General features: G+C 68.0%; 22 protein-coding genes. 10 read left to right on the top strand and 12 right to left on the bottom strand.

The window, feature by feature from the left end; translation table 11 throughout:
• Positions 1-9 precede the first annotated feature (9 nt).
• From AC3DEZ_RS05100 to AC3DEZ_RS05085, 4 genes are read right to left on the bottom strand one after another with little or no spacing between them, the layout of a single operon-like run.
• The gene (locus tag AC3DEZ_RS05100; RefSeq protein ID WP_488387263.1) at positions 10-1197 is read right to left on the bottom strand and encodes a glycosyltransferase; all 1188 of its coding nucleotides are present in this window, start codon (positions 1195-1197) and stop codon (positions 10-12) included.
• On the bottom strand, positions 1190-1801 hold the full coding sequence (locus AC3DEZ_RS05095) for a class I SAM-dependent methyltransferase (RefSeq protein ID WP_488387262.1): 612 nt from the start codon (positions 1799-1801) through the stop codon (positions 1190-1192). Before AC3DEZ_RS05095 ends, AC3DEZ_RS05100 begins: the two co-directional genes overlap by 8 nt.
• A 25-nt stretch (positions 1802-1826) precedes the next feature.
• Positions 1827-2576 carry a hypothetical protein gene (locus tag AC3DEZ_RS05090; RefSeq protein ID WP_488387261.1) on the bottom strand — a complete coding sequence of 250 codons (750 nt, stop codon included), beginning with the start codon at positions 2574-2576 and terminating at the stop codon, positions 1827-1829.
• Between the two features lie 31 nt (positions 2577-2607).
• Positions 2608-2847 (bottom strand): hypothetical protein, encoded by a 240-nt coding sequence (locus AC3DEZ_RS05085; RefSeq protein ID WP_488387260.1) that lies wholly within the window; start codon positions 2845-2847, stop codon positions 2608-2610.
• On the opposite strand from AC3DEZ_RS05085, the gene AC3DEZ_RS05080 reads away from it, so the two are divergent.
• The 9 genes from AC3DEZ_RS05080 to AC3DEZ_RS05040 all read left to right on the top strand — a co-directional run bounded on the left by AC3DEZ_RS05080 (position 2846) and on the right by AC3DEZ_RS05040 (position 12923).
• On the top strand, positions 2846-3826 hold the full coding sequence (locus AC3DEZ_RS05080) for a polysaccharide deacetylase family protein (RefSeq protein ID WP_488387259.1): 981 nt from the start codon (positions 2846-2848) through the stop codon (positions 3824-3826). The genes AC3DEZ_RS05085 and AC3DEZ_RS05080 overlap by 2 nt on opposite strands.
• A 22-nt stretch (positions 3827-3848) precedes the next feature.
• Positions 3849-5144 (top strand): O-antigen ligase family protein, encoded by a 1296-nt coding sequence (locus AC3DEZ_RS05075; RefSeq protein ID WP_488387258.1) that lies wholly within the window; start codon positions 3849-3851, stop codon positions 5142-5144.
• Positions 5141-6694, top strand: coding sequence for an oligosaccharide flippase family protein (locus AC3DEZ_RS05070; protein WP_488387257.1), 1554 nt, complete (start codon positions 5141-5143; stop codon positions 6692-6694). The genes AC3DEZ_RS05075 and AC3DEZ_RS05070 overlap by 4 nt, the downstream gene beginning before the upstream one ends.
• Complete coding sequence (locus AC3DEZ_RS05065) at positions 6691-8031, top strand: phenylacetate--CoA ligase family protein (protein ID WP_488387256.1); 1341 nt, start codon at positions 6691-6693, stop codon at positions 8029-8031. The genes AC3DEZ_RS05070 and AC3DEZ_RS05065 overlap by 4 nt, the downstream gene beginning before the upstream one ends.
• Entirely contained in the window at positions 8028-9182 is a 1155-nt protein-coding gene (locus AC3DEZ_RS05060) for a glycosyltransferase (protein WP_488387255.1), read from the top strand. The genes AC3DEZ_RS05065 and AC3DEZ_RS05060 overlap by 4 nt, the downstream gene beginning before the upstream one ends.
• Positions 9183-9291: 109 nt before the next feature.
• Positions 9292-9930, top strand: coding sequence for a polysaccharide deacetylase family protein (locus AC3DEZ_RS05055; RefSeq protein WP_488387254.1), 639 nt, complete (start codon positions 9292-9294; stop codon positions 9928-9930).
• A 92-nt stretch (positions 9931-10022) separates the two neighbouring features.
• Positions 10023-11228, top strand: a complete 1206-nt coding sequence (locus AC3DEZ_RS05050; RefSeq protein ID WP_488387253.1) for a hypothetical protein — start codon at positions 10023-10025, stop codon at positions 11226-11228.
• Positions 11225-12016: a glycosyltransferase family 2 protein gene (locus AC3DEZ_RS05045; protein WP_488387252.1), complete on the top strand. Its 792-nt coding sequence runs from the start codon at positions 11225-11227 to the stop codon at positions 12014-12016. The genes AC3DEZ_RS05050 and AC3DEZ_RS05045 overlap by 4 nt, the downstream gene beginning before the upstream one ends.
• 7 nt (positions 12017-12023) lie before the next feature.
• On the top strand, positions 12024-12923 hold the full coding sequence (locus AC3DEZ_RS05040) for a glycosyltransferase family 2 protein (protein WP_488387251.1): 900 nt from the start codon (positions 12024-12026) through the stop codon (positions 12921-12923).
• Positions 12924-12953: 30 nt separating this feature from the next.
• Here AC3DEZ_RS05040 and AC3DEZ_RS05035 read toward each other — a convergent pair whose 3' ends face one another.
• The 8 genes from AC3DEZ_RS05035 to AC3DEZ_RS05000 form a co-directional block, all read right to left on the bottom strand.
• Complete coding sequence (locus tag AC3DEZ_RS05035; RefSeq protein ID WP_488387250.1) at positions 12954-14825, bottom strand: hypothetical protein; 1872 nt, start codon at positions 14823-14825, stop codon at positions 12954-12956.
• Positions 14826-15170: 345 nt separating this feature from the next.
• The gene (locus tag AC3DEZ_RS05030) at positions 15171-17042 is read right to left on the bottom strand and encodes a heparinase II/III family protein (protein WP_488387249.1); all 1872 of its coding nucleotides are present in this window, start codon (positions 17040-17042) and stop codon (positions 15171-15173) included.
• Positions 17043-17052: 10 nt separating this feature from the next.
• Positions 17053-18360, bottom strand: a complete 1308-nt coding sequence (locus AC3DEZ_RS05025) for a hypothetical protein (protein ID WP_488387248.1) — start codon at positions 18358-18360, stop codon at positions 17053-17055.
• A gap of 18 nt (positions 18361-18378) precedes the next feature.
• Positions 18379-19143, bottom strand: coding sequence for a P-loop NTPase family protein (locus AC3DEZ_RS05020; protein ID WP_488387247.1), 765 nt, complete (start codon positions 19141-19143; stop codon positions 18379-18381).
• Positions 19144-19153: 10 nt separating this feature from the next.
• Positions 19154-20749, bottom strand: a complete 1596-nt coding sequence (locus AC3DEZ_RS05015; RefSeq protein WP_488387246.1) for an XrtA system polysaccharide chain length determinant — start codon at positions 20747-20749, stop codon at positions 19154-19156.
• On the bottom strand, positions 20749-21372 hold the full coding sequence (locus AC3DEZ_RS05010; protein WP_488387245.1) for an XrtA/PEP-CTERM system exopolysaccharide export protein: 624 nt from the start codon (positions 21370-21372) through the stop codon (positions 20749-20751). Before AC3DEZ_RS05010 ends, AC3DEZ_RS05015 begins: the two co-directional genes overlap by 1 nt.
• 73 nt (positions 21373-21445) lie before the next feature.
• Positions 21446-22453: an NAD-dependent epimerase gene (locus tag AC3DEZ_RS05005; protein WP_488387244.1), complete on the bottom strand. Its 1008-nt coding sequence runs from the start codon at positions 22451-22453 to the stop codon at positions 21446-21448.
• 51 nt (positions 22454-22504) lie between these two features.
• On the bottom strand, positions 22505-23794 hold the full coding sequence (locus tag AC3DEZ_RS05000) for a nucleotide sugar dehydrogenase (protein WP_488387243.1): 1290 nt from the start codon (positions 23792-23794) through the stop codon (positions 22505-22507).
• A gap of 207 nt (positions 23795-24001) precedes the next feature.
• Here AC3DEZ_RS05000 and galE point away from each other — a divergent pair, with 207 nt between their 5' ends.
• A complete protein-coding gene (galE, locus tag AC3DEZ_RS04995; protein ID WP_488387242.1) occupies positions 24002-25018 on the top strand; it encodes a UDP-glucose 4-epimerase GalE in 1017 nt (338 codons plus the stop codon).
• Positions 25019-25085: the final 67 nt, after the last annotated feature.

The following is a 25085-nucleotide window of genomic DNA, read 5'->3' as shown; positions in this document are numbered from 1 at the left end:
TGAGCATGATCAGGAAAGGGGGCGTTGGCGTTGCAGGGCCTGGGCGACGGTGTCCAGCACGGCGTCCACGCGGCTGTCCCAGGTCTGGTCGGCGACCGCGGCGATGCGCTCGGCGGCGGCCTGTGGCGTGTCTTCGGCGAGCGCGCTTTCCAGCGCGCGCAGGTAGGCGTCGCGATCATGGGCGATACGCACCCAGCGCGAGAACTTCTCGATTTCCGGGTTGTGCACGCTCACCACCGGCTTGCCGGTGGCCAGGTACTCGCGCAGCTTGAGCGGATTGGAGTTGGCCACCTGGCGGTTCATCCGGTACGGAATGATCGCCACGTCGAAGGCCTTGGCCCACTGCGGCAGGCTGGCATAGGGCTGCGCGCCGGGCAGGCGCACGTTGGGCAGCGCGCGCAGTTCGCTCACGTCGGCGGCGGCGTGGCCGACCAGCAGAAAGGTCCACCGCGGGCGCTGCCGCGCCAGCCAGGCGATCAGGTCCAGATCGATCCATTCGTGCAGCGAGCCGATGTAGCCGACCACCGGGCCGGGCAGATCGCGCGCGGCCGCGGGAATCTCGGTACCGGCGTCGCCGGCGCGCCGGAACAGCGCCACGTCCACGCCATGCGGGGAATAGAAAGTCTGCGGATTGAGTTCGCGCTTGCGCTCCAGCAGCGCCGGCGGAGCGACAAACTGCAGATCGGCGGCGCGGCTGAGCGCTTCGTCGCGCTGGCCGATCAGTTCGGCATCCACGCCGGGATGGGCGGCGTAGTCGTCGATGCAGTAGTACACGCACAGCTCTTCGCCCAGACGTCCGGCCAGGAAACCCGGATGCGGAACGGCGAACCAGGAGATGCGCCGCTGGATGCCGACCGCGCGCAATGCGCGGCGCACGGCCCAGCGTCCGAACAGGCGGTTGAACGCGTCGACGCCGGGAATCCGCCGGAACGGCAACTGCGGCACGGTGCAGCGCCAGAATCCCTCGCGGATGCGTTCGGGCCGGCGCAGCGCGGCGCTCAGTTTGCGCCACGCCTTCTTCAGGTCGCGGCCGGAAGCGTTGGGGGCGCGCATGCCGGGGGAATCCACGTACAGCACCGGCATGTGCTCGGCCAGGCGGGTGGCGATGTGGTGGCTGCTGGTGCGGTTTTCCGCGTTCCAGTCATTGCCGAAGTACACCACGCCCAGCCCCTGCAGGGTCGCGTTGGTATCAGGCATCACGCCACCATGCGATCAACCAGGCGGTCCCGCCGTGGTGGATCCAGTCCTTGTGCACGCCGGGGATGGGTTCCACATGCGGGCCGATCCGGCCGCAGGCGGGTGCGAAGAAGGTGACCAGGCCGTTGCGGCCCAGGTGGCGCATGCGCGCCACCGTCGCCGCCGGATCGCTGAGGTAATAGAGCACTTCGCAGGCGGTGACCAGATCGAAGCGGTGGCGCTGCTCGCCCCAGGGCTGATGAAACAGATCCGCGGCGGCGAAATGCGCCCGCGGCAACCGCGCCTGCGCACGCGCCACGGCATGGGGACTGACGTCCAGCCCGTACTGCTCATCGCTCAGGCGGGCCAGGTATTCGGTCTGATGGCCTTCGCCGCAGCCGATTTCGAGCACGCTGCCGACCCGGCCGAACGCCTGCTCGATGACCCGGTTGGTGGCCTCGAAGCGGGTCCGCTCCATGGCCGAATCCATGTTCCAGGGATCTTCCATGCGATAGGCGAGATCCAGCCGCGCATGGTTGTCGCTGCCGCCGACGCCGCGCAGCGCGTACTTCATCCACAGGCGTCGCTGCGCCTTCTTCAGCAGTCCGGCAGTGCCAGCAAACATCTCAATCCCCCTGATCCATCTTCCTTCAGCAGTGCGGCACCTCCGCGGCGGCCGCATGCGCGTTTTCCTCGCTGACCCGCAACGGCCGCAGCGGCGAGCTGTACCAGCCGATGACCTTGCCGCAGCGGAATTCGACCCAGGACGGGCCGTAATCCCAGCGCGCGGCGTGTTCGCCGTCGGGCTCCCCGAGGATGCGCCGGGCCTGCTGATCGTCCATGCCGACGGTGAGCCGGCTGGCGACATCCGGCGCTCCCAGCCCCGGCGAAACCGCATCACCGGGACCCGCGGGATCCAGCGACGGGATCGAGGTCTTCTGCGCACCCCACCAGTACAGCACCAACGCAAGCAGGGCCAACATCAGCAGGTAACGGCGACGGCGGGGGAATCCGGTCACCGGCGCCGGCCCGGCATCGATGTCGACATCGTTGGCGGGTTCGGACTCATGCGTCCACGCGCGCGCCGACGCTGCGAACGCGGGCGTCGCGCCGGGGGGCGGGACATCCACGAACGGAATGGCGTCGTTCGCTTCGTCCTCGGGCACCGGCGTCGGACGCGAGGCGCCGGGCAGGCGGCCGTGCGCGCGATGGAACTCCAGCGCGGCCGCATACATGCGGTTGAGCCGCTGCAGCCGCGCGACATCGGCGGGGTGGCGCTGGTGATCGGGATGCAACTGCATGACCCGGCGCCGGTAGGCATGCTTGAAATGCAGCATGCTGCACTCCGCATCCAGTCCCAGTTCGTTGTACAAAGCAACAAAGTCGGTGTCGTCCGACATGCAGAACACGCCCCTGATGATCCCGCCCACGTTAGCGCAGTGCGTCCGGATTCGCCTGCCAGACGGCAAAGCGGCGCGGATGCGGCCACCGGTTCGGGCGATGGCCGGATTTGCCGGCAATCCACGTATTCAGGGCATCGGGCATGGTTGCCGGATGCGGATGGATGATGGCCAGGGGAGCATCGAAACAGGCAAGGGAACGGGCAGGGCGCAGGCAGCTGCTGGCACGCTGGTGCCACCGTGCCGGCGTATTGCCGCTGTTGGGTCGCATGCGCCTGGGATCCGGCGACGCGGTCAGGGTGCTGGCCTATCACCGGGTGCTGGAATCGGCCGAGCCGGACAATTTCAGTTTCGACACCGACCTCATCAGCGCTTCGGCGGATGCGTTCCGCCAGCAGATGGCCTACCTGAAGCGGCATTTCGTGCCGATGACCTTCGTGCAGGTGCTCGAGCACCTGGACCAGGGGCGGCGGCTTCCCCGCGGCGCGGTGCTGGTGACGTTCGACGACGGTTACGACGACAACTACCGGATCGCCTTCCCGATCCTGCGCGAGCTGGGGATGTCGGCGATGTTCTTCGTGTCCACCGGGCACATCGATTCAGGACGGCCGTACGCCTACGACTGGCTGGTGCACATGGTGTGTTCGACCCCGGCCGGACGCCTGCAGGCGCCGGAACTGGGCGTGGACTGGACGCTGGGCGCGAGCCTGGACGAACGCCGCGTGCAGGCCTCGGAGCTGCTGGACCGGCTCAAGTCGCTGGATGACGAGGGCCAGGGCGCGTTGATCGCGCGGCTGGAAAGCGAGTGGAACCTGCCGCGTGCGGAAGGGCATCCGCATTGCCGGCCGATGACCTGGGACCAGCTGCGCGAGATGCGCGCGGCCGGCATGGAAATCGGCTCGCACGGCGTGGACCACCGGATGCTGGCCAAGCTGCCGCGGGATCGGATGATCGCCGAGGTGCAGGGGTCCAAGCAGGCGCTGGAGCGCGAGCTCGGCGGTCCGGTCGCGGTGTTGTCCTATCCGGTCGGAGGACCGGACGCGTTCGACGGCGACACGGTCGAGGCGGTGCGGGCGGCCGGATTCCGGATGGCCTGCAGCTACGTGGCCGGAACCCGTGCGATCGAGGCCACCACGCTGTATTCGGTGCCGCGCCTGCCGGTGGAACGGCAGATGGATCGGGAATGGTTCGAGGCGATGGTGGCCGTGCCGGAGATGTTCAGCTACACATCAAGGTTGCGCACAGGTTGAACGAGCGGAGCGACAGGGGCTGATGTTCTTTTTCTTGTTGGTGTATCTGGCGCTGGTGATCATCCGGCCCCAGGATTATCCGGCCATTGCCGAGAACCCGGGGCCGCCGTTGCAGTCGATCGCGCTGCTGCTGGCCGCCGGCCTGTGGGTGTTCTCCGCGCGCAAGCAGTTCTCGGCGCCGCAGTACCTGCTGATCCCGTGCTTCCTGTTCGTGGCCATGGTCTCCAAGGTGGTGAACGGCTGGCCGGGCGGCGCGCTGTTCGTGTTCTTCATCTTCGCCCCGGTGCTGCTGGCCTATGTGCTGCTGGCCAACGCCGCCAATACCCGCGAGCGGCTGGAAACGGTGATGGCGGTGCTGACTGTCTGCGCCGGGGTGCTGGCGCTGCACGGCGTGGAACAGGCCACCATCGGCATCGGCTGGACCGGGGTGGAGCTGTCCCAGGGCACCCGTATCCAGTACGTGGGCATCTTCAACGATCCCAACGACCTGGGGCTGCTGTTCGTGATGTGCCTGCCGATGGCGTTCTACCTGAGCGCGCGCGGCGGCCTGATGGGGCTGCGCCGGTTGTTCTGGCTGGTGGTGGCCGGCCTGTTGATCTACGGCTGCTACCTGACCAACTCCCGCGGCACCCTGCTGGCGCTGGTCGCGCTGCTGGGTGTGTACGTGTGGCGCAAGCGCGGCATCTTCACCGCCGGCCTGCTCGGGGTCGGGGCGCTGGCCGGTCTGATGATGCTGCCGTCGCGCCTGCAGGAAATGGAGGTCTCCGAAGCCTCCGCGATGGGACGGGTGGATTCCTGGTACGAAGGCATCCAGATGTTCATCGGCAACCCGGTGTTCGGCATCGGTGCCGGCGGCTACTCGGATCTGCATGAGCTGACCGCGCACAACTCCTTCGTGCTGGTGCTGGCCGAAATGGGCATCATCGGCTTCACCCTGTGGCTGGCCATCGTCGGCTACAGCTTCCGGATGATGCTGGCGCCGCTGCGGCGCGGCGACGACATCATCAACGACGTGCCGCCGGAGGTGTCGGACGAGCAGGCGCTGGCCGACTGGCGCAAGGACCGGGCCCTGACCCTGACCCTGCTGATGTCGCTGAGCGGCTTCATCACCGCCGCGTTCTTCCTCAGCCGCAGCTACGTGATCATCCTGTACCTGCTGATCGCCATCGTGGTCGCCCACTACACCCGCCTGCGCGAGGTCTATCCGAGCCTGCCGGTGTTCAGCCTGGACAAGGACCTGCTGCGCTGGCCGATCTACTCCGTAATCGGCGTTATCGGGCTGTACGTGATGGTCAAGGTCCTCCTGGCAATGGCATGAACAGTCGGTCGCGCACCCTCAGCAACACCCTGTTCTCCTCGGTAGGCACCTATACCGAGTACGTGCTCGGCATGCTCACCTCCATCGTCATCGCCCGGCATCTTGGACCGGACGGTTTCGGCACCTACAGCCTGGTGATCTGGCTGGTCGCGATGGGCGTGGCGATCACCAACTCCGGTACCGCCAGCGCCGCGATCAAGTTCGTCGCCGAGCTGCGCGGCACCGAGCGCACCGAGATGGTGCCCTACCTGCTGGACTACCTGCGGCGGGCCCAGCGGATCTTCCTGCTGGTGGTGCTGCTGGCCGGCGCGGCGGTGTTCATCTTCGGTGGCGACCACATCGCGCCGGGAATGAACCACAAGCTGCTGCTGGGGTTCCTGGTGGTGGCGGTGGCGCTGCGTTCGTCCTACATGTTCAACATCGGCGTCGCCAAAGGCTTCGAGAACTTCCGCGCGACCGCGACGGTGGCGCTGATCTCCACCCCGATCAACCTGTTGCTGGTGCTCCTGGCCTGGCGGCTGGACGCGCCCGTGGAATGGCTGCTGGCGGTGTTCGTCATTTCCAGCTTCGTGTTCTTCGGCATATCGTTCCGCCAGATCGCGCCGCTGGTGCCGGCGCGCCAGCCCGGCGTGCAGTTGCCGGCGCCGTTGCTGGGCCGGGTGCGGCGGCATATGGGCTGGACAGCGCTGACGGTGTCGGTCGGCTTCATGGCCGCCAGCGAAGTGGAAGTGATGTTCCTGAACATGTATGCCGACAGCCATGCCGCCGGCCAGTTCAAGGTCGCCTATCAGCTGGCCATCGGCGCGGCGATGCTGGTGCCGGGCGTGTTCGGCGCGTTGCTGCTGCCGATGATGGCCAACGCGCTGAGCCGCGGGCGCGAGGTCGCCGCGCAGCGCTTCGTCGCCACCACCGGCTACCTGGTGCTGCTGGCGGCGCCGCTGGCGGCGTTCGGCGTGGTGTTCTGCAACGACGTCATCCATCTGCTGTACGGACGCGAGTACTACGCGGCCGGGCCGGTGTTCGCGGTGTGCCTGGTCGCCGCCTGCCTGACCACCATGACCCAGGGCGGGTCCAGTCTGCTGGTCAGCGCCGATCGCCAGCGCAGCATCCTGGTGCTGGTGATCATCTGCGCATTGCTGAAGGTGGTGCTGGACGCGGTGCTGATCGCGCACTTCGCGCTGACGGGGGCGGTGGTCGCGTACATCACCGTGGCCACGCTCAACGCCACGGTCTACATGACCCTGGCCACCCGGGTCAGCCACGCGCATCCGGAATGGGGACGGCTGGCGCGCATCCTGCTGGCCGCCGCGCTGGCGGGCCTGCTGGCCCTGCCGCTGCGCGGGCTGCTGCCGATCGCATCGGTGCTGGCCGGCGGCGCGGTCCTGGTGCTGGCCTACATTCCGTTGACCCTATTGCTCGGCTGCTGGAGCCGGGGCGACATCGAGCACCTTCAGCATCTCCACCAGCGCTTCGCCGCAGGTCGGCCGCGGCTGGGCGCGCGTTTCCTGGCGTGGGCCTACCAGCGTGCGCCGGGGGAGGGCACACCATGAGCCTGTATGCGCCACTGTTCCGGCGGGTGCTGTTCCCGCTGTACGAATCCGGGCTGCGCGGACGCAAGACCCTGCGCTATCTCGACGAATACGAACGCAACCAGTCGCAGGACGAGGAAGCGCTGCGCGCGCTGCAATGGCAGAAGCTCCAGCGCCTGCTGCGTCATTGCTGGGAACAGGTGCCGTTCTACCGGCGGACCTGGGGCGAACTGGGCATCCGCTCGCCCGAGGACATCCGCGGGCTGGACGACTACGCCCGCCTGCCATTGCTGGACAAGCCGACCATCCGCGCCAACTTCGAGGCGCTGGTCGCAGCCAATCAGCGCGCCGGCCTGCTGTACAAGACCACCGGCGGCTCCACCGGCGAGCCGCTGAGATTCGGCTATACCCACGAGAGCTACGAGCGCCGGATGGCGATCATGTGGCGCGGCTACGGCTGGACCGGCGCGCGCCTGGGCCAGCGCACGCTGTACCTGTGGGGCACGCCGGTCGGTGCGCAGAAGCGCAAGGACCGCCTGTACCACGCGGCCTTCAACCGCTACATGCTCAGTGCCTTCGAAATGAGCGACGCGCGGATGGCGGAATATGCCGACGCGTTCGACCGGTTCCGTCCCGAGACCGTGGTGTCCTACGTGGCGCCGATCGTGAAGATGGCCGAGTGGCTGATCGCCAACGGTCGCCGCGTGCACCGGCCCCAGCGGATCCTCGGCGCGGCCGAAACCCTGCACGAAAGCCAGCGCGCGCTGATCGAGCAGGCCTTCGGCTGCCCGGCCTACAACACCTACGGCTGCCGCGAGTTCATGCTGATCGCGGCCGAGTGCGAACATCGCCAGGGCCTGCACGTCAACATCGATCACCTGCACGTGGAACTGGGCGCGGGCGTCGGTGGCGACGTGGCCGGACCGCGCGAGATCATCGTCACCGACCTGCACAACCTGGGCATGCCGCTGCTGCGCTACGTCAACGGCGACCTGGCGACACCGGGGCAGGGACGCTGCAGCTGCGGACGCGCGCTGCCGCTGCTGGCCAGCGTCGACGGCCGCAAGCTGGATGCCCTGCGCACGCCGGATGGGCGTTACATCCCCGGCGAATTCATCGTGTACGCTTTCCTGGGCGCTACCGGCATCCGCCGCTACCAGGTGGTGCAGAAACGCCTGGACGCCTTCGAGATCACCCTGGTGCGCGACCATGACTTCGACCCGTCGGTCGTCGAGCGCATGGGCGCGGAGCTGCGCAAGGTGATGGGCCAGGACGTGGCGCTGGATTTCCAATTCGCCGACGACATTCCGCTGACTGCGACCGGCAAACAGCGCGTGACGGTATCTGAACTGATATGAAGGGTATGGAAGTCATCCACTTCGTCGAGAACCTGGAGCGCGGCGGGCTTGAGCGCACCGTCATCGATCTGATCGCGGCCCAGCGCGACTCCGGCCATACCTGCCGGGTGATCTGCCTGTTCGAGCCCGGCCAGCTGGCAAACGAACTGACCGGCCAGGGCGTGGAAGTCACGGCCTGCCACAAGCGGCGGGGCATGGACTGGGTGGCGGTGCGCCGCGCCCGCGCATTGCTCCGCCGCCACCCCGGCGCGGTGCTGCATACCCACAATGCCACCGCGCACTATCACGCGGTGCTGGCGGCACTGGGCCTGCCGCTGGCGCGGGTGATCAATTCCCGCCACAGCATGGGCGCGAAGGATCCGCGCAGCCGCAAGGAGTGGCTGTACCGCCGAAGCATGCGCTTGACCGACTACGTGGCGGGCGTATGCGAAGCGGCGCGCGAGTGTTTCGCCGACCAGGGCGTGCGCCCGCGGCAGAGCCTGCTGGCGGTTCCCAACGGCATCCGCCTGGAACGTTTCCAGGCCACCGACGCCGCCCGGCGCGCGGCGCTGGCGGCGGAGCTGGGCTGGCCCGCGGACAGCCGCGTCATCGGCACGGTCGGACGCCTGCAGCCGGTCAAGGATCAGCAGGCGCTGCTGCGCGCATTCGCGCAGGTGCGCGTGAACGTGCCGAAGGCGGTGCTGGCGATCGTCGGCGACGGCAACCTGCGCGCGCCGCTGGAGCGTCTGGCCGGCGAGCTGGAGCTTGGCGACGCGGTGCGTTTCCTCGGTGATCGCAGCGACGTGCCGCGGCTGCTGACCGGGATGGAGGTATTCGCGCTGTCGTCGCTGAGCGAGGGCTACTCCATCGCGTTGCTGGAGGCGTGCGCGGCCGCGCTGCCGATCGTGGCGACCGACGTCGGCGGGAACCGCGAGATCGTCCGCGACGGGCGCAACGGACGGCTGGTGGCGCCAGGCGACCCCGCCGGCCTGGCCGAAGCTCTGCAGGCCGTGCTGGCCGCGCCGGAGGCGGCGGCGCGGATGGGCCAGGCCGGACGCGACTGGGTGCTGGCCGAAGGCTCGTTCCGCACCATGGCCTTGCGCTACGAGCGCCTGTACGCGGGCCATTCGGTGAGCGCCGGCGAACCCGCCCCGGAAACGGAAGCCGTCTGATGTACGCGTTCGCACGCCCTGTCATCCGGAACGGGCATCATCCACATGTCCCCGTGCACGGCCGCAAGTCCGTCGATCGCTTCTCCCACGAATCCGGATCCCCCGCCGCATGAATCCCCGGCCACGACGACTGAAAGTCCTGCAATGGTTGCCGAATGCCTGGCTGACCACGGCAGGTCCCGTGGACGGACGCAGCCTGTACCTGACGTTCGACGATGGCCCGCACCCCGAGCACACGCCACCCTTGCTGGATCTGCTGGCCGAGCACGGCGCCAAGGCCAGCTTCTTCCTGATCGGGCAGCAGATCGAGCGGCATCCGGAACTGGCCAGGCGGATTGCGGCGGAAGGGCATACGCTGGGGAACCATTCGTTTTCCCACCCGCGCTTCGAGACGCTGTCGCTGCGGCAGCAGTTCGATGAAATCCGTCGCACCGACCGGTTGCTGACCGCCATCAGCGGCCAGGACAACCACGGCTTCCGACCGCCGCGCGGAGTCCTGTCCCTGCCGATGATCGCCCGCTGTGTCCGCGAACGCCGGCGCATCCTGTACTGGTCCTACGACAGCATGGACTACAGCCGGCGGCCGGCGACCGAACTGATGGATGCCATCGACCGGCATCCGGTGCGCGCCGGTGAAATCGTGCTGATGCATGACGACAGCCGGCTGTCGCTGGATCTGCTGCGGGATCTGATCCCGCGCTGGAAAGCGGCGGGTTTCGCGCTGCGCGCGTTGCCGACGACGGCCTGACACGCGCTACCCCGGCGCTGGCCGGATTGCCCCCCGTCCCGCGTTGTTGGAAGTGGCGGCAGACGCCGGACCAGGCAACGACAGGGGGAAGCTTGAACGTTCTGATTGGATTGGCCGTGCTGGCTGCCATCGCGGCGCTCGGCGCCTTCGCGATCTGGCGCCTGCTGCGTGCCCGCAACATGGAAATCTGGATCGGCAGCTACCTGCGACGCAAGCCGCCGCGGGTCACCGATCGGCCGGTCCATGTGATGTTCTGCTTCGTCGACCATTTCGAGCCGATGTGGCGTGGCGCCGACCTGGCCACCCAGCGCACGCGGGTGGACCGCTGGTGCCGCGAGTACCGGGACATGGCCGCGCGCCATCGCGACGCGGACGGACGACCGCCGCAGCACAGCTTCTTCTATCCGGAAGAGGAATACGCGCCGGAGCATCTGGAGAAGCTGGCCGAGCTGTGTGCCGACGGTTACGGCGAGATCGAGGTGCATCTCCACCATGACAACGACACCGAAACCAACTTCCGCCAGAGCATCACCCGTTTCTGCCACATCCTGCACGAACGGCACGGCGCGCTGCCGCGCGATCCGGCCAGTGGCGAACTGCGCTTCGGTTTCATCCATGGCAACTGGTGCCTGGACAATTCGCGCCCCGACGGCCGCTGGTGCGGCATCGACAACGAACTGATCCTGCTGCGCGAACTGGGCTGCTACGCCGACTTCACCATGCCCTCGGCGCCGAGCGACACCCAGACCCGCATCATCAATTCGATCTACTACGCCACCGACGATCCGCACGCGCCCAAATCGCATGACGACGGCATCCCGGTGCGCGTGGGCGGCAAGCCCAGCGGCGATCTGATGCTGATCCAGGGCCCCCTGGGCCTGAACTGGCGCGACCGCCGGATGGGCGTCATCCCGCGCATCGAGAACGCCGACGTGCGCGGCGGGCAGCCGCCGACCTCCGCCCGCGTGGACGCCTGGGTGCGCACCGGCGTGCACGTGGAAGGCCGCCCGGATTGGGTGTTCATCAAGATCCACACCCACGGCACCCAGGAAGCGGACATGGACACGCTGCTCGGCGCGCCGGTGGACGCCATGCACCGGCACCTGGAAACGGCCTACAACGATGGCAGCCGCTACGTGCTGCATTACGTCAGCGCGCGCGAGGCCTACAACATCGCCAAGGCCGCCGAAGCGGGCCGCGAAGGCAACCCCAACGACTACCGCGACTTCGTGTTGCCGGCGCCGCGTTCGTCATGGGCCGGCTCGGGCCGCAATACGGCCACCCGGGACGCGGCGTGAACACCCTTGCCGCCACGCCATCGACGGACGGCGTCGACGCGCTGGTCAGCGTGATCATGCCGGTCTACAACGCCGAGCAGACCCTGCGGCGTTCGGCCGAGTCGGTGCTGGCGCAGACGTTCGCGCGGGTGGAGCTCATCCTGATCGACGACGGCTCGCGCGATGGTTCGGCCGCGCTCATCGCGGAGCTGGCCGCGCGCGACGATCGCGTGGTCGCCCTGCGCCAGGCCAACGCCGGCGTCGCGGCCGCGCGCAACGCGGGCCTGCGCGCGGTGCGCGGCACCCATGTCGCGTTCCTGGACAGCGACGACTGGTGGGAGCCGCGCAAGCTGGAACTGCAACTGGCGCGGATGCGGGAAACCGGCGCGCAGGTCTGCTACGCCAGCTACCAGCGCGTGGCCGAGGATGGCCGCCTGCTGTCGAAGGTGTCGCCGCCGTTGTCGGTCGACTACCGCCGCATGCTGGGCAGCAACCACATCGGCAACCTCACCGGCATCTATGACCGTCGCCTGGGCGAAGCCGCGTTCCAGCGCATGGGGCACGAGGACTACGTGTTCTGGCTGGAGCGCGTGCGCCGCGCCGGCCACGCGGTCCGGGTCGAGCAGGACGAGCCCCTGGCCTATTACCTGGTGCGCAACGGCTCGGTGTCCGCGAACAAACTGCGCGCCGCCGGTTGGCAATGGCGCATCTACCGCCAGGTCGAAGGACTGAGCACGCCGCGCGCGGCCTGGTACATGCTCCACTACATCCGCCATGCGCTGTGGAAGCGCAAGCCCATGGCGACCTGACCCGACAATGACGAACAGAACCGAAACCGCGATGGCCTCCTGCGCCGTCGTGATTCCCGCCTACAACGCCGCCACGACCATCGCGGCGGCGCTCGACAGCGTGTTCGCCCAGACCGTGCCCGCCATCCGGGTGATCGTCGTGGACGACGGTTCGCCGGACGGCGAACGGCTGGCGTCGGTGCTGGCCGGCTATGGTGATCGCGTCCACCTGCTGCGCCAGGCCAATGCCGGTCCGGCGGCCGCCCGCAACACGGGGGCCCGGCACTGTGAAAGCGAATGGATCGCCTTCCTCGACGCGGACGACAGTTGGTTGCCGCACAAGCTGGAACGCCAACTGGAACTGGGGCGCGACCCGCGGGCCGGCCTGCTGCACGGAAGCGCACGCGACAGGCGGCCGGCGCCGCCGCGGGAAATGGATTTCGCCACCTTGTGGCGTTGCAACCGCATCTGCACGTCGATGACGATGGTGCGCCGGGAGGCGTTCGAGACGCTGGGAGGCTTCGACGAATCCCCCGAGCTGATCGGCGCGGAGGACTACCATCTGTGGCTGCGCATCGCACACGCCGGCTGGAAAGTGCTCGCCTGCGAGGAGCGGATCGGGCACTACACGCCGGCCGACGGCAGCATCACCAGCCGGGTCGAGCGGTGCGCGAGCGCGGAACTGCACAACGCCACCACGCTGGGTCGCTCGCTGGGTGTGCCGCGACCGCAGGTGGATGCCAAGCTGAGGGCGATCCGCACCGACTTCGGCCAGCACCTGCTGCACACGCGCAACGTGCGTGGCGCGCGCCGGATGCTGTCGCAGGCGCTGGCCAGCCGGATGTCGCTGCGTGGACTGGGACTGTGGTCGGCCACCTTCGTGCCGACTCCGTTGCTGGATCTGCGTCGCCGCCTGCGCAACGGCTGAGCATCGCGCAGGCGGGACGGACAATCCGGATCAGATCTCGCTCAGTTCCACCACGTAGCCGGTGGTGCCGCCGGTCACGTCGATGCGGTAGCGCGCGCCATCCTCGACGTACTTGCCGGAGCTGAAGTTGCTGTTGATGGTGGCGTTGGCCGGCTCGATCACGCGCACACGCAGGCGCCCCGCGGTGGCCTCGCGGCTGTTCACCAGCGTCGGCGCCACCGGCACGTTGACCTGGAAGGTCGCGGTGGTGCCGCTGGTGACCGCGAACTGATCGCGCACGGTCAGACGGCGATTTGCGAAGGTGAATTGCCGCTGCCAGGAGGTGACCGCGCTGTTGTCGCAGAACGCCGGGGTCAGGTTGGCGTTGGCGGTGAACGAACCGCCGGCGCCCGGAGTGACGTTGAGGGTGGACGCGCGGGTGGTCGACTCGCATTGGCGCGCCACTGTGCCGTTGCGGGCGAACCGCACGATGTTGTGCACGTCGGTGCCCTGGTTGATGCCGCTGCCGCTCCAGATGTTGGCGGTGACCGCCAGCCAGTCGCGGGAGAACAGGGTGAACGAACCCTGGTCCTGATGCGCGTGGCTCTCGTTGTACGGCCCGGCCACGACCGCGACCCACATCGCGTTGCGATCCCAGCCGGTGCGGGCGAACAGATGGCCCACGCCCTTGGCGTGGTAGATCAGCTCGGTGGGCTGCACCGGTGTGGTGCCCGCCGGCAGCAGATCGTAGCGGTAGTTGAAGCCGGAGGTCATCTGCGACACCGAAATGTTGCGCAGCCACCAGGTGGCGATGTTGCGCGCATCGCTGCTGACGGCGAGATCGCGGGCTTCCAGCATCAGCCGACGGTGGTAGTCGTACAACTCGGGAACGGAGTTGCGCGCCTGGTCGCCGATGGGTGCGAAGCGATCCATCGTCGGCACGGTGGCGTTCACCCAATAGTAGATGCTGTCGGTGGCATGCGGACTGGCCAAGGCCAGGTCCGTGCCGGTGGCATCGCGCCATACCTCGTACAGCCAGAACAGCCGCATGTGCGAGGTACCGTAGCCGGTGCCTTCACTGCTGCCGCCGCCGGGCAGGCGGGCGAAATACTCCCGCAGCGCGGGCAGCTTGTTGGTCCGCAGGAAGTTCATCCAGGTGCTGCTCCTGCTGGCCAGCGCCCAGTACATGGTCGCTTCCAGGAAGCTGTAGTAGTAGTTGTTGCCGGGATTGCTGGTGGACCAGCCCGACCACGGGAACGAACGCCCGCCCCATTGCGCGCTGTTGTAGTTCCAGATGTTCCAGACGGCCTGCTCGGCGTAGGCGGACCAGCGGCTGCGCTGGCTGGCGGTGAGGAAGTTGCCGCAGGTGTCCAGTGTGGTCGCGACGTCGGCGATCATGGTGCCGACTTCCAGATAGGAATCCCCGGAGACCGCGGGGCGGCCGCCGCCGGCGATGGCCGTCTCGGCCGCCGACACCTGGCGCTCGGTGATGTTGATGGCCAGCGTGCAATACCGGGTTTCCGGTGACAGCTGGTACATCATCACCGCCTCGCTGGCGGTGAACCCGTAGCCGGTGCCGCCGTTGCCGACCGCGGCGTCGACCCAGTTCTTGAAGCGGGTATAGGCGGTCGAACTGCGATCGGTATACAGCCGCGCCGAGGGCAGGGCGACCAGGCGGGGCTGTGAAGAATTCTGGGCGAGCCCGCCGCCGCCGGTGACCGGCACCTGCGTGGAGGGAGGAACGACGGGCGTTCCGCCGCCGTTGCCCGCGGGCTTGCGCGCGGTGAGGCGGGCGAACGGAGCGCGGGCGAAAGTAGCGATCTGCCCGGCGGCGGTGCGCACATCCTGCCATGCGCGGATCGTGGTCCACTGGGCGCGCTGGCCGAACAGGCCGGCGGCGCCGGCCGCACCGAATCCGCTCAACAGCGGAACGGCGATGAAGACGGAAACAAGGAAACGACGCCAGCGGACGGACCGCGGCGAACTGGGAACACCGGAAAACGGGATGCGCGACAAGGGGATCTCCTGGCAAGGAAACCGCGCGCGAAAAAGGAAAAGCACGACCTGTGATGATCGCCCGCTGCGGCTCCCCCTAGCCACATCGACCCGCGCAACGGCGTGCGCATCATAGCCGCATAACGGACTCGGCCGTCCATGCCGGCCTCGGCGGGACGGGTTTGTTCAGCTTCGAGATGGCTTGGTCGCGAAGATGTGAGGATGCCGGCACCGGCTAATCACATGACCGGCCAGAAACTGTGACGGACCGCATCATTGTTCGCTGAGTTCGACCAGATAACCGTCCTCGCCGCCTTCCACGTCCAGCCGCCAGCCGCTCCGGAACTCCTGCGCGTCAACGCTGCTCCAGTCGTGCGCGCGCAGGGTGGCGCCGGCCGGCTCCAGCACCCTGATCTTCAGGCGCCCCGCCTGTGCCTCGTTGCCCTGGATGCGCGGTTTCTCCGGCACGTTGACCTGGAAGATCGCGCGCGTGCCCGCGCCCAGCTTGAAGGTGTCGCGCACCAGCAGCCTGCGTCCGCCGAAATCGATGCGGCGCTGCCAACTGTCCAGCGCGGGATTCCCGCGGTAGACCGGAGTGAGGTCGGCGGTCGCGGTCAGGCCGCCGTCGGGATTGCGGGTCAGGTTGAGTCTGGACCGGGACTGCTGCGACTCGCATTGATGCACGACCGTGTCGCCGCGCGGTGCCGCGCACTGCTGGGCGTCGGCGTTGGCGCGTTCGAACCGCACCACGTTGTGGACCGGCGTTCCCTGCTGGATGCCGCTATGGCTCCAGATGTTCTCGCTGACCGCCAGCCAGTCGCGCGCGAACAGGGTGAACGAACCCTGGTCCTGGTGCGCATGGCTCTCGTTGTAGGGACCGGCGACGAACGACAGCCACATCGCGTCCTTGTCCCAGCCGGTGCGCGCGAACAGGTGGCCCGCGCCTTCGGCCAGGTAGATCAGATCGGTCGGCGCGGCACCGCCTTCGCCGGCCGGCAGCAGATCGTAGCGGCTGTTGAAGCCCTGGCTCATCCGGGGCACCGAGATGTGGCTCAACCACCAGGACGACATCGCCAGCGCATTCGGCTCCTGGGTGAGCTGGCGTGCTTCCAGCACCAACCGGCGGTGGTAGTCGAACAGTTCCGGAATCGAATTGCGGGCTTGATCGCCGATGGGCGCGAAGCGATCCATCGTCGGCACGGTTGCATGCACCCAGTAGGCGATGCTGTCGTGCGCATGCGGGTTGGCATTGGCCAGATCCTCTCCGGTGCTGTCGCGCCACAGGCGGTACAGGCCGAACAGGCGCATCTGCGCCGCGCCGTAGCCGGTGCCTTCGCGACTGCCCCCGCCGGGCAAGCCGGCGAAGTACGCCTGCAGCGGTGGCAGCCGGCGCTCGCGCAGTTCCTTCATCCAGGTCGGGTTGCCACTGACCAGCGCCCAATACATGGTCGCTTCCAGGAAGCTGTAGTAGTAGTTGTTGCCGGGATTGTCGATCGACCAGCCGCTCCATGGATGCGACTTCCCGCCCCATTGCGCCTGCGCCGGATGCCAGACGTTCCAGACCGCCTGTTCGGCGTAGTCGGACCAGCGCCTGCGTTGCGCGGCGTCGATCTTTGCCTGGCAGCCGTGCAGGGTCATCGCCAGATCGGCCAGGTGGGGGCCGACTTCCAGATACGAATCCCCGGAGATCGCGGGGCGGCCGCCGGAGGCGATCGTCGCCTCGGCTTCGGACACCTGCTGCTCGACCATGCGTACCGCCAGATCGCAGTACTTGGCGCCGTCGCCCAACAGGAACATCAGCGCGGCATCACCGGCGGCGAAGGCATAGCCGGGCCTGCCGGCCACCGCGGCGTCCACCCAGTCGCGGAACCGGGAATACGCCGAGGAACGCCGGTCCACGCGCGCCAGTTCGAGGTCGAGGGTGTCCTTGCCCGGCGTCGCCATCGCGGCCGGTGCCAGCGCCGCCGGTTGCGCTGCCGGCGGTGGCGGGCTGGCGGGTTTCTGTTCGGGCAGGCCGGCGCCGGTCTCGCTGCACTGGCCCATCGCCGCCGCCATCAGCGCCAGCGCCAGCAGGAACACGCTGGGCAGGCCGTGGGTTTTCATCCGCGAGGTGTGCGGGGTGGAAGGCGAGGGGCGCGTGCGCATGGCGGTTTCCTCAGCGATTGGTATAGGACACGCTCAGGTAGACGATGTTCTGCGATACATCCTGGCCGAGGTCGGTGCTTTCGCGCTTGTAGCGCTCCCACAGCAGGCCAAGGCTCCAGTGCCGCGACCATTCGTAACGCAGGGTCGCGCCCAGGCGGGTGGTCTTGTCCTCGCGATTGAGCACGGTGTACTCGAGCTTCTCGTGGGTGGCGTAGGTGCCCAGGGTCAGCGACTGCCGGACCAGCCAGTGCAGGTCGAAGCGCGCGCCGCGGTTCTTCTGGTCGAACTCGTCCGAGTCCACGTAGTTGCGCTTCTGCACATACGGCGAAATCGAGAAATTGGTGCGGGTGCTGGTGAACTGGTAACCCAGGTCCAGGCTGCGCACCTCGTACGGCGACGCATTGACGATGGCGTCGCCGGTCAAGACATGTTCGGGCACCGTGGGCGCCGCGTCGGCGTCGATGCCGCGCAGCGCGTCGGTGGCGGTGTCGGAGAACTGGCTGGCGACGGCGGCGGTGAACTGGCTGCGCGAAGTCGGGTTCCACTCGGCGTCCAGGCGGATCAGCGGGTCCGAACGGCTTTCGCCGCGGCGATAGTCGATGCGCGAATAGCCCACGTCCGCGCCCAGTTCGAAATGCGCGAGCGTGCGCGAGTAGCGCGCGAACAGGTCGTAGCGGTTGTAGTCGCGGGCGACGACGTCATTGTCGAAATCGACCCGCTGGGCCTGGAAGTTCGCCGACATCCGGCTGGTCGCCGAGAATTCCTTGATCGCGCGCAGGGCGGCGGCGATCCGCTGCGAGTTGAACTCGTCGGTGATCTCGGCGTCGCTGTTGACGTAGCGCAACTCGGCCTGGCCACGCAGCGCCTGGCTCCAGTTGAACAGCAGGGTGGGGCCCAGCGAGAACACGTTGACCTGCTGGCGGTTGCCGGGCGCATCCGGCGCCAGTGCGTTCACCGGTTGCACCGACAGGTTGTCCTCGACGGTGAAGAACAGGCGCTCGGGAATGGCGATCCAGTTCATCCGTCCGTTGAGGGTGCCGTCGACGGTGTCCTTGAACACGTCGTCCTCGTAGTCACGGTACTCCACCCGGCCGCCCAGGCTCAGCTGCAGCGCGGACAGGTTCTCGGTGACGGTGAAGCCCAGGCCGGCGCGCAGGTAGCGCTGCTGGATCGGATCGAAGGGCGCGAGGGTGACGTTGTCATTGTCTTCCACGCCCAGATCGACGGTGTAGTCGACCCGGGCGGCCCAGGCATCGGCGGAGATCCCGGCGAGCGTGGCGGCGGTGATGACCGAGGCTCCCACATACTTCATCGGCATGCGCCTGCTCCTTGCTTGTCAGGGAATCTGGTTGAAAACCACGCCAGCGACTTTCTCGTGCGGGAAGCTGGCGACGGCCTTTTCGATGCTTTCCGGCGTCACCAGGCCGTAGCCTGCGACCAGCACGACCAGGTCGGCCAACTCGGACAGGATGCGCGCGTCCGGCGAACCCAGTACCGAGGGACTGTCCAGGATCAGATAGCGATCGGGATAGCGGCTGCGCAGCGAATCGACCATCGCCCGCATCTTGAACGAACTGTAGGCCTCGCCACTGGTCTCGCGTTGCGGACCGCTGGGAATCAGCCGCAGGCGGGGCACGCCGGTGCGGTAGATGATCCGCGCCAGGTCGCCTTCGCTGTTTTCCAGATAGTCCATCAGGCCGCCATGGCTGGCGTCGATGCGCAGGGCATTTTGCTGGGTGGGATGCAGCGCGTCGCAGTCGATCAGCAGCGCGGACTTGCTGTCGTCGAAGGCGAACGCAGCGGCCAGGTTGCGGGCGACGAAACTGCCGCCGCAGCCGTGGTTGATCGGCGCGACCAGGGTGACGAAGTTGCGCTCGCCGCCCAGGCCGAGCAGGCGGGTGCGCAGTTCGCGGAACGCATCGGCCTGCTCGCGCACGGAATCGTTGCGGTGGATGAGCCGGCGTTCCTCGAGTTCGCGCGGCGTCAGCGCCTTGGGTTCATCCATGAGGGCCAGGGAGCGGGCGGTGTCGGCGCGGTTGGGCACGCCTTGCAAACGTTCGTTGTCCGGGGTCACGAGCGGTTCCAGAGTGGCTTGTTGCATGGCATCGTCCTCAGGCTGCGGCCATCTGCTTCAGCCCGAAGGCCAAGGCGTAGGCGAGGACGACGACGATGAGCATGCCGACGCTCAGCGCGTTGCGCTTGAGCTGCAGGCGGCGATCGTGCGGCGAGGCGTAGGCCGGCACCGAGGTCAGCAGCACCAGGCCGGTGGCCTTCTGCAACTGGCGGGCGGAGCGGATGCGCGGGTCGAAGCGGGCACGCAGGAACAGCAGGCCGATCGGCAGCGCGATCGCCACGAACAGCCCGGCGATGGCGAAGTGCAGGAAGCGCAGGCCGGTCGGGCGCAGCGGCATCGTCGCCGGGTCCTGCACGCGCAGGGTCAGGCCGCGCTTCTCGCGGTCCAGCTCCATCGACACGCGGGCGTTCTCGCGCCGGCGCAACAGGTCCTGATAGATGTCGCGGTTGACTTCGTAGTCGCGGGTCAGCTCGGCCAGCGCGCTCTCCGATTCGGCGATGCGGCGGCTGCGGTTGAGTTCATCGTTGAGCATCGACTCGGCGATCGACATGCGCGACTGGGTCGCGGCGACCTCGCGCCGGGTCTGCGCCTGCTGGCTGCGCAGTTCCTGGTACAGCGGGTTCATCTGGGTGTCGTCGAACGGGCTGTTGCTCTGCGGCGCCTGTGCGCGGCGCTGCTGTTCGTTGGTCATGGCCTGCTGCAGGTCCGCCATCTGGTGGCGGATGCGGACCACGTCCGGATGCTGCTCGGTGTAGCTGAGCAGCAGGCGATCCAGCTGGCCCTGCAGTTCCAGCAGCTGCGCGCGGTACAGGCTCTCGCGGGTGGCGACCGCGGTCACCGCCGATTCGCCCGACAACTGGGAGGCAATCGCGCCTTCACGCGAGCGCTGCTCCAGCAGCGACATCCGGGTCTGCTCGACCTGGGTGCGCAGGGCGCTGATGCGGGTGTTGGCGTCGGTGGCGCTGCCGGGCTGGGCGTCGGCGTTGGCCGAGCGGTAGTCGCGCAGATTGTTCTCCGCTTCCATCAGCTTGGCGTGGTAGTCGGTGACCTGGCTGTCGATGAATTCGTAGGCCTCGCGGCTTTCGCGTTCCTTGGCGGCGAGGCTTTCCTCGATGAACAGCGCGCCCAGTCGTTCGGTGACGTCATAGGTGCGCTTGGCGTCGGTATCGCGGTAGGTGATCTGGACCAGGTTCGGGCGCGGACTGGTGATGGCGATGCGACCCTTGATCTGTTCCATCAACCGGTCCTGCTCCACCGGCGTGGGCTTGCTTTCCAGCCAGCCGCCGGCCTTCAGGCCTTCTTCCAGCACCTTGCGGCTGTAGATGACCTGGCGTGCGATGCCGGCCCGGTCCACCACCTCGGTGGCCACGGCGCGGCCTTCCAGCAGCGGCTGGATGATGTCGCTTTCCTGCGCCAGTATGGTGGTGGACGCGGTGTAGTTCTTGGGCAGCACCAGCAGGCCGACGAACAGCGTCAGCAGGGCGATGGCGGCGAAGATTCCAGCCATCGCCAGGCGGTTGCGCTTGGCCTCTTCCAGCAGGATCGGCACCAGTTCGTTCGGGGTCAGCGTGGTCGCGGCGGCCTGCGGCGCGGTGACCGCGCGGCGGGCGACGGGAAGTGGATTGTTGCTCATCAGAACGTCCGCTCGGGCACGGTGATCACGTCGCCGGGGGAGACCGGGTAGTTGGTGCTCAGGTCACCCCGGTTGAGGATGCGGTCCAGGCGCACGGCGTAGGTGCGGGTTTCCTCCGCGCTCTTGCGGTGCAGATCGGAGCGGTCCGGCGCGGCGAACTCGGTGATGCCACCGGCGGCCAGCACGGCGTCCAGCACCGTCATGCCCGGGCGGTAGGGCAGCGACACCGGCTGGCGCACGGCGCCGGTGACACGAACGCGCGAGAGGTACTCATGGCTGCGCAGGTCGGTGAGGATCACCGCCACCTGCGGATCCCGCACGAAGGTGGCCAGCTTTTCCTGGATGTCCTTCGCCACTTCCTGCGGGGTGCGGCCACCGGCGGACACATCGCCCACGAGCGGCACGGAGATCATGCCGTCCGGGCGGACCGGCACGGTGATGCCCAGTTCCGGATTGCGCCACACCGAGACCTGGACGATGTCGTCGACGCCGATGTGGTAGGCATCGGTGGCCATCGTGGTGGTGGCGGCCGGCGGCGGCGCGTCGCTGCCCGAGGTGGTGGCGCACGCGGCGAGCAGTAGCGAAAGACCTGCGGCAGCAAGGCCGGCAAGGGCGCGTCTCATCGGAAGTTTCCCCTGTGGTGTGGATTACCCGGGAAAACGCGGCGGACGGCCGAAACCGGCCAAGCGGAAGGGCTCAGACCCGGTAGAAATCCCGATACCAGTCGACGAAACGGCGCACGCCGGTCTCGATCGGCGTGGAGGGCGCGTAGCCGGTGTCCCGGCTCAGCGCGGCCACGTCGGCGTAGGTGTCCGGCACGTCACCGGGCTGCAGCGGCAGCAGGTTGCGCTCGGCCTTGCGGCCCAGGCAATCCTCCAGCACCTCGATGTACCGCAACAGCTCGACCGGCTGGTGGTTGCCGATGTTGTAGACCCGGTAGGGCGCGCTGGAGGTGGCCGGGCTGGGCTGGAGCGGGTCGTAGTCCGGATCCGGGCCGGGCACGCGGTCCAGGGTCCGGATCACGCCCTCGACGATGTCGTCGATGTAGGTGAAGTCGCGGGTATGGCGGCCGTGGTTGAACACGTCGATCGGCTCGCCGGCCAGGATCCTGCGGGTGAACAGGAACAGCGCCATGTCCGGCCGGCCCCAGGGACCGTAGACGGTGAAGAAGCGCAGGCCGGTGGTGGGCAGATCGAACAGGTGGCTGTAGGTGTGGGCCATCAGTTCGTTGGCCTTCTTGCTGGCCGCGTACAGGCTGACCGGATGGTCCACGCTGTCCTCGACCGCGAACGGCAGCTTGCGGTTGGCGCCGTAGACCGAACTGGACGAGGCGTACACCAGGTGCTCGATCCGGCGGTGGCGGCAGGCTTCCAGGATGTTGATGAAGCCGGTGATGTTGCTGTCGATGTAGGCGTGCGGATTCTCCAGCGAATAGCGCACGCCGGCCTGCGCGGCCAGGTTGACCACCCGCTGCGGACGGAAGCCGTCGAAGGCCTGTTCCAGCGCGGTGCGGTCCTCCAGCGCGGCGTTCACGAACCGGAAGCCCGGTTGCGGCAGCAGGCGGTCCAGGCGCGCCTGTTTCAGGCGCGGGTCGTAGTACGGATTGAGGTTGTCGTAGCCGAGCACCTCGTCGCCCCGCGCCAGCAGGCGCTCGCTCAGGTGATAGCCGATGAAGCCGGCGGCGCCGGTGACGAGTACGCGCATGAAGGGCCTTGGACGATGTGAGGGAAGGACCGACGGTAGGCGGAGCCGTGTCTAGAGGCTGTCGTCGACCGCCGCGCGCGGCAGGGCGCGCTTGACGTCGAATAGTACCGCGCCGGGCTTGCCGAAGCCGCGGATGCCGTCCACCCCCAGGGCGATGAATTCGCGGTGCGAGACCGCCAGGATCACCGCGTCGTACTTGCCCGGTTCAGGTTCCGCGATCAGATCCAGGCCGTATTCCTCGTGCGCCTCGGTCGGGCTCACCCACGGGTCATGGATGTGCACGTTGGCGTTGTAGCTGCGCAGTTCGGCGACGATGTCCACCACCCGGGTGTTGCGCAGGTCCGGGCAGTTTTCCTTGAACGCCAGGCCCAGGATCAGCACGTTGGACTGGGTGGTTTGCAGCCCGCGCTGGCCCATCAGCTTGGCCACGCGCTGGGCCACGTGCCCGCCCATGCCGTCGTTGATGCGACGGCCGGCCAGGATCACGTCAGGGTGGTAGCCGATCTGCTGCGCCTTGTGGGTCAGGTAGTAGGGATCCACGCCGATGCAGTGGCCGCCGACCAGGCCGGGCCGGAACGGCAGGAAGTTCCACTTGGTGCCGGCGGCTTCGAGCACTTCATGGGTGTCGATGCCCAGGCGGTGGAAGATCAGCGCCAGTTCGTTGATCAGGGCGATGTTGACGTCGCGCTGGGTGTTCTCGATGACCTTGGCCGCCTCGGCCACGCGGATGCTGGAGGCCTTGTGGGTGCCGGCGGTGACGATCGCGCCGTACAGCGCATCGACGAAGTCGGCCACCTCGGGGGTGGAGCCGGAGGTCACCTTGGTGATGGTTTCCAGGCGGTGCTGCTTGTCGCCCGGATTGATGCGCTCGGGACTGTAGCCGGCATAGAAGTCGTCGTTGAACACCAGCCCGGACTCGCGCGCGATGATCGGCACGCAGACTTCCTCGGTCGCGCCGGGGTAGACGGTGGATTCGTAGATGGCGACGCCACCTGGTCCGATCGCGCGGCCGACGGTGCGGCTGGCCGATTCCAGCGGGCGCAGGTCGGGACGCTTGTACTCGTCGATCGGGGTGGGGACGGTGATGATGAAGACGTTGCAGCCCTTCAGCGCCTCGGGATCGTCGCTGAAGTCGAGCTGGGCGGCTTCCTTGAGCTCGGCCTCCGACACTTCCAGCGTGTGGTCGTGGTGGCGGCGCAGTTCCTGCACGCGCTTGCCGTTGATGTCGAACCCCAGCGTGGGAAAGCGGCGCCCGAAGGCCGTGGCGAGCGGAAGGCCGACGTAGCCAAGGCCGATGACGGCGATCTTGACCTGGTCGAGCGCGGGCAGTGAGGCATTCATCAAGCGTCGTTCCCCTGTGGTGGACATGCGCACCGCTGGAAGTCTAGCGGGTGTGTACGCCGGGAAACGCGCAAACCATCGCGGAGAGGACACGCCGGGGGGATCCGGGTGGAAGTTGGCCTGTCCGGCCCGGACACCGCGTATCATCAGACGGGTGCGGCCAGCATGCGGCCGTGTCCGCGGACGAACCAACATCGGGAACGAGGAATGCGGATCCTGCTTTGCGGCGGCGCCGGCTACATCGGCGCTCATACCTGCGTGGAACTGGCGGCGCGTGGCCATCACGTGCATATCGCCGACAATTTCTCCAACAGCTCGCCCCGGGTACTGGGCCGGCTGGAACGGATCACCGGCCAGGCGCCGGTGTGCCACACCCTCGATCTGCGGGATCGTGCCGCCACTCACGCGCTGTTCGACGCCCATGCCTATGACGCGGTGATCCATTTCGCGGCGCTGAAGGCGGTGGGCGAATCCTGCGAGCGCCCGCTGGACTACTTCGAGAACAACATCGGCGGCACCATCCACCTGCTGCAGGCGATGCGCGGCGCCGGCGTGCGCCGGCTGGTCTTCAGTTCCTCGGCCACGGTGTATGGCGACCCCGCGCAGGTACCGGTGCGCGAGGACGCGCCCCTGAGCGTGACCAATCCCTATGGGCGGACCAAGCTGGTCATGGAGGATCTGATCGGCGATCTGTGCCAGTCGGATCCGGCGTTCCGGGCCGCCAACCTGCGCTATTTCAATCCGGTCGGCGCACATGCCTCCGGCCTGATCGGAGAGGATCCGTCCGGCACCCCCAACAACCTGATGCCCTACATCTGCCAGGTGGCGGTCGGACGCCGCGAGCGCCTGCGGATCTTCGGCGGCGACTACCCGACCCGCGACGGCACCGGTGTGCGCGACTACATCCATGTGGTCGACCTGGCCCGCGCGCATGCCGACGCCATCGACTACCTGGTGCGCGCGGATCGCAGCCTGACCATCAACCTGGGCACCGGGCAGGGCGCCAGCGTGCTGGAACTGGTGGCGGCGTTCGCGCGCGCTTCCGGCCAGGCCATCCCTTACGACATCGTCGAACGCCGGACCGGAGACGTCGCCGAGGTCTATGCCGACCCGCGCCTGGCACGGGAACTGCTGGGCTGGAGCGCCGAGCGTGGCATCGATGCGATGTGCGAGGACGCCTGGCGCTGGCAGGCGATGAATCCCCGGGGTTACGAAGCGGCCTGAGCCACCGGTTGGCCCCGAGGGATTCGCCGGCCACGAGCGAACCGCTGGACGCTGCCGGCCGGTTCGC

It is taken from the genome of Pseudoxanthomonas sp. 134C1 (genome assembly GCF_057773065.1).
Note: the sequence above shows the minus strand (reverse complement) of the source record. Positions and strands in the feature narration are given on the sequence as shown.

Coding starts and splice junctions, on each gene's coding strand:
- AC3DEZ_RS05070 (WP_488387257.1), top strand. CDS start 5,141: ATGAACAGTCGGTCGCGCACCCTCAGCAACACCCTGTTCTCCTCGGTA.
- AC3DEZ_RS05060 (WP_488387255.1), top strand. CDS start 8,028: ATGAAGGGTATGGAAGTCATCCACTTCGTCGAGAACCTGGAGCGCGGC.
- AC3DEZ_RS05030 (WP_488387249.1), bottom strand. CDS start 17,042: ATGCGCACGCGCCCCTCGCCTTCCACCCCGCACACCTCGCGGATGAAA.
- AC3DEZ_RS05055 (WP_488387254.1), top strand. CDS start 9,292: ATGAATCCCCGGCCACGACGACTGAAAGTCCTGCAATGGTTGCCGAAT.
- AC3DEZ_RS05000 (WP_488387243.1), bottom strand. CDS start 23,794: ATGAATGCCTCACTGCCCGCGCTCGACCAGGTCAAGATCGCCGTCATC.
- AC3DEZ_RS05040 (WP_488387251.1), top strand. CDS start 12,024: ATGACGAACAGAACCGAAACCGCGATGGCCTCCTGCGCCGTCGTGATT.
- AC3DEZ_RS05100 (WP_488387263.1), bottom strand. CDS start 1,197: ATGCCTGATACCAACGCGACCCTGCAGGGGCTGGGCGTGGTGTACTTC.
- AC3DEZ_RS05025 (WP_488387248.1), bottom strand. CDS start 18,360: ATGCCGATGAAGTATGTGGGAGCCTCGGTCATCACCGCCGCCACGCTC.
- AC3DEZ_RS05020 (WP_488387247.1), bottom strand. CDS start 19,143: ATGCAACAAGCCACTCTGGAACCGCTCGTGACCCCGGACAACGAACGT.
- AC3DEZ_RS05005 (WP_488387244.1), bottom strand. CDS start 22,453: ATGCGCGTACTCGTCACCGGCGCCGCCGGCTTCATCGGCTATCACCTG.
- galE (WP_488387242.1), top strand. CDS start 24,002: ATGCGGATCCTGCTTTGCGGCGGCGCCGGCTACATCGGCGCTCATACC.
- AC3DEZ_RS05065 (WP_488387256.1), top strand. CDS start 6,691: ATGAGCCTGTATGCGCCACTGTTCCGGCGGGTGCTGTTCCCGCTGTAC.
- AC3DEZ_RS05085 (WP_488387260.1), bottom strand. CDS start 2,847: ATGCGACCCAACAGCGGCAATACGCCGGCACGGTGGCACCAGCGTGCC.
- AC3DEZ_RS05015 (WP_488387246.1), bottom strand. CDS start 20,749: ATGAGCAACAATCCACTTCCCGTCGCCCGCCGCGCGGTCACCGCGCCG.
- AC3DEZ_RS05080 (WP_488387259.1), top strand. CDS start 2,846: ATGCGCCTGGGATCCGGCGACGCGGTCAGGGTGCTGGCCTATCACCGG.
- AC3DEZ_RS05010 (WP_488387245.1), bottom strand. CDS start 21,372: ATGAGACGCGCCCTTGCCGGCCTTGCTGCCGCAGGTCTTTCGCTACTG.
- AC3DEZ_RS05090 (WP_488387261.1), bottom strand. CDS start 2,576: ATGTCGGACGACACCGACTTTGTTGCTTTGTACAACGAACTGGGACTG.
- AC3DEZ_RS05095 (WP_488387262.1), bottom strand. CDS start 1,801: ATGTTTGCTGGCACTGCCGGACTGCTGAAGAAGGCGCAGCGACGCCTG.
- AC3DEZ_RS05075 (WP_488387258.1), top strand. CDS start 3,849: ATGTTCTTTTTCTTGTTGGTGTATCTGGCGCTGGTGATCATCCGGCCC.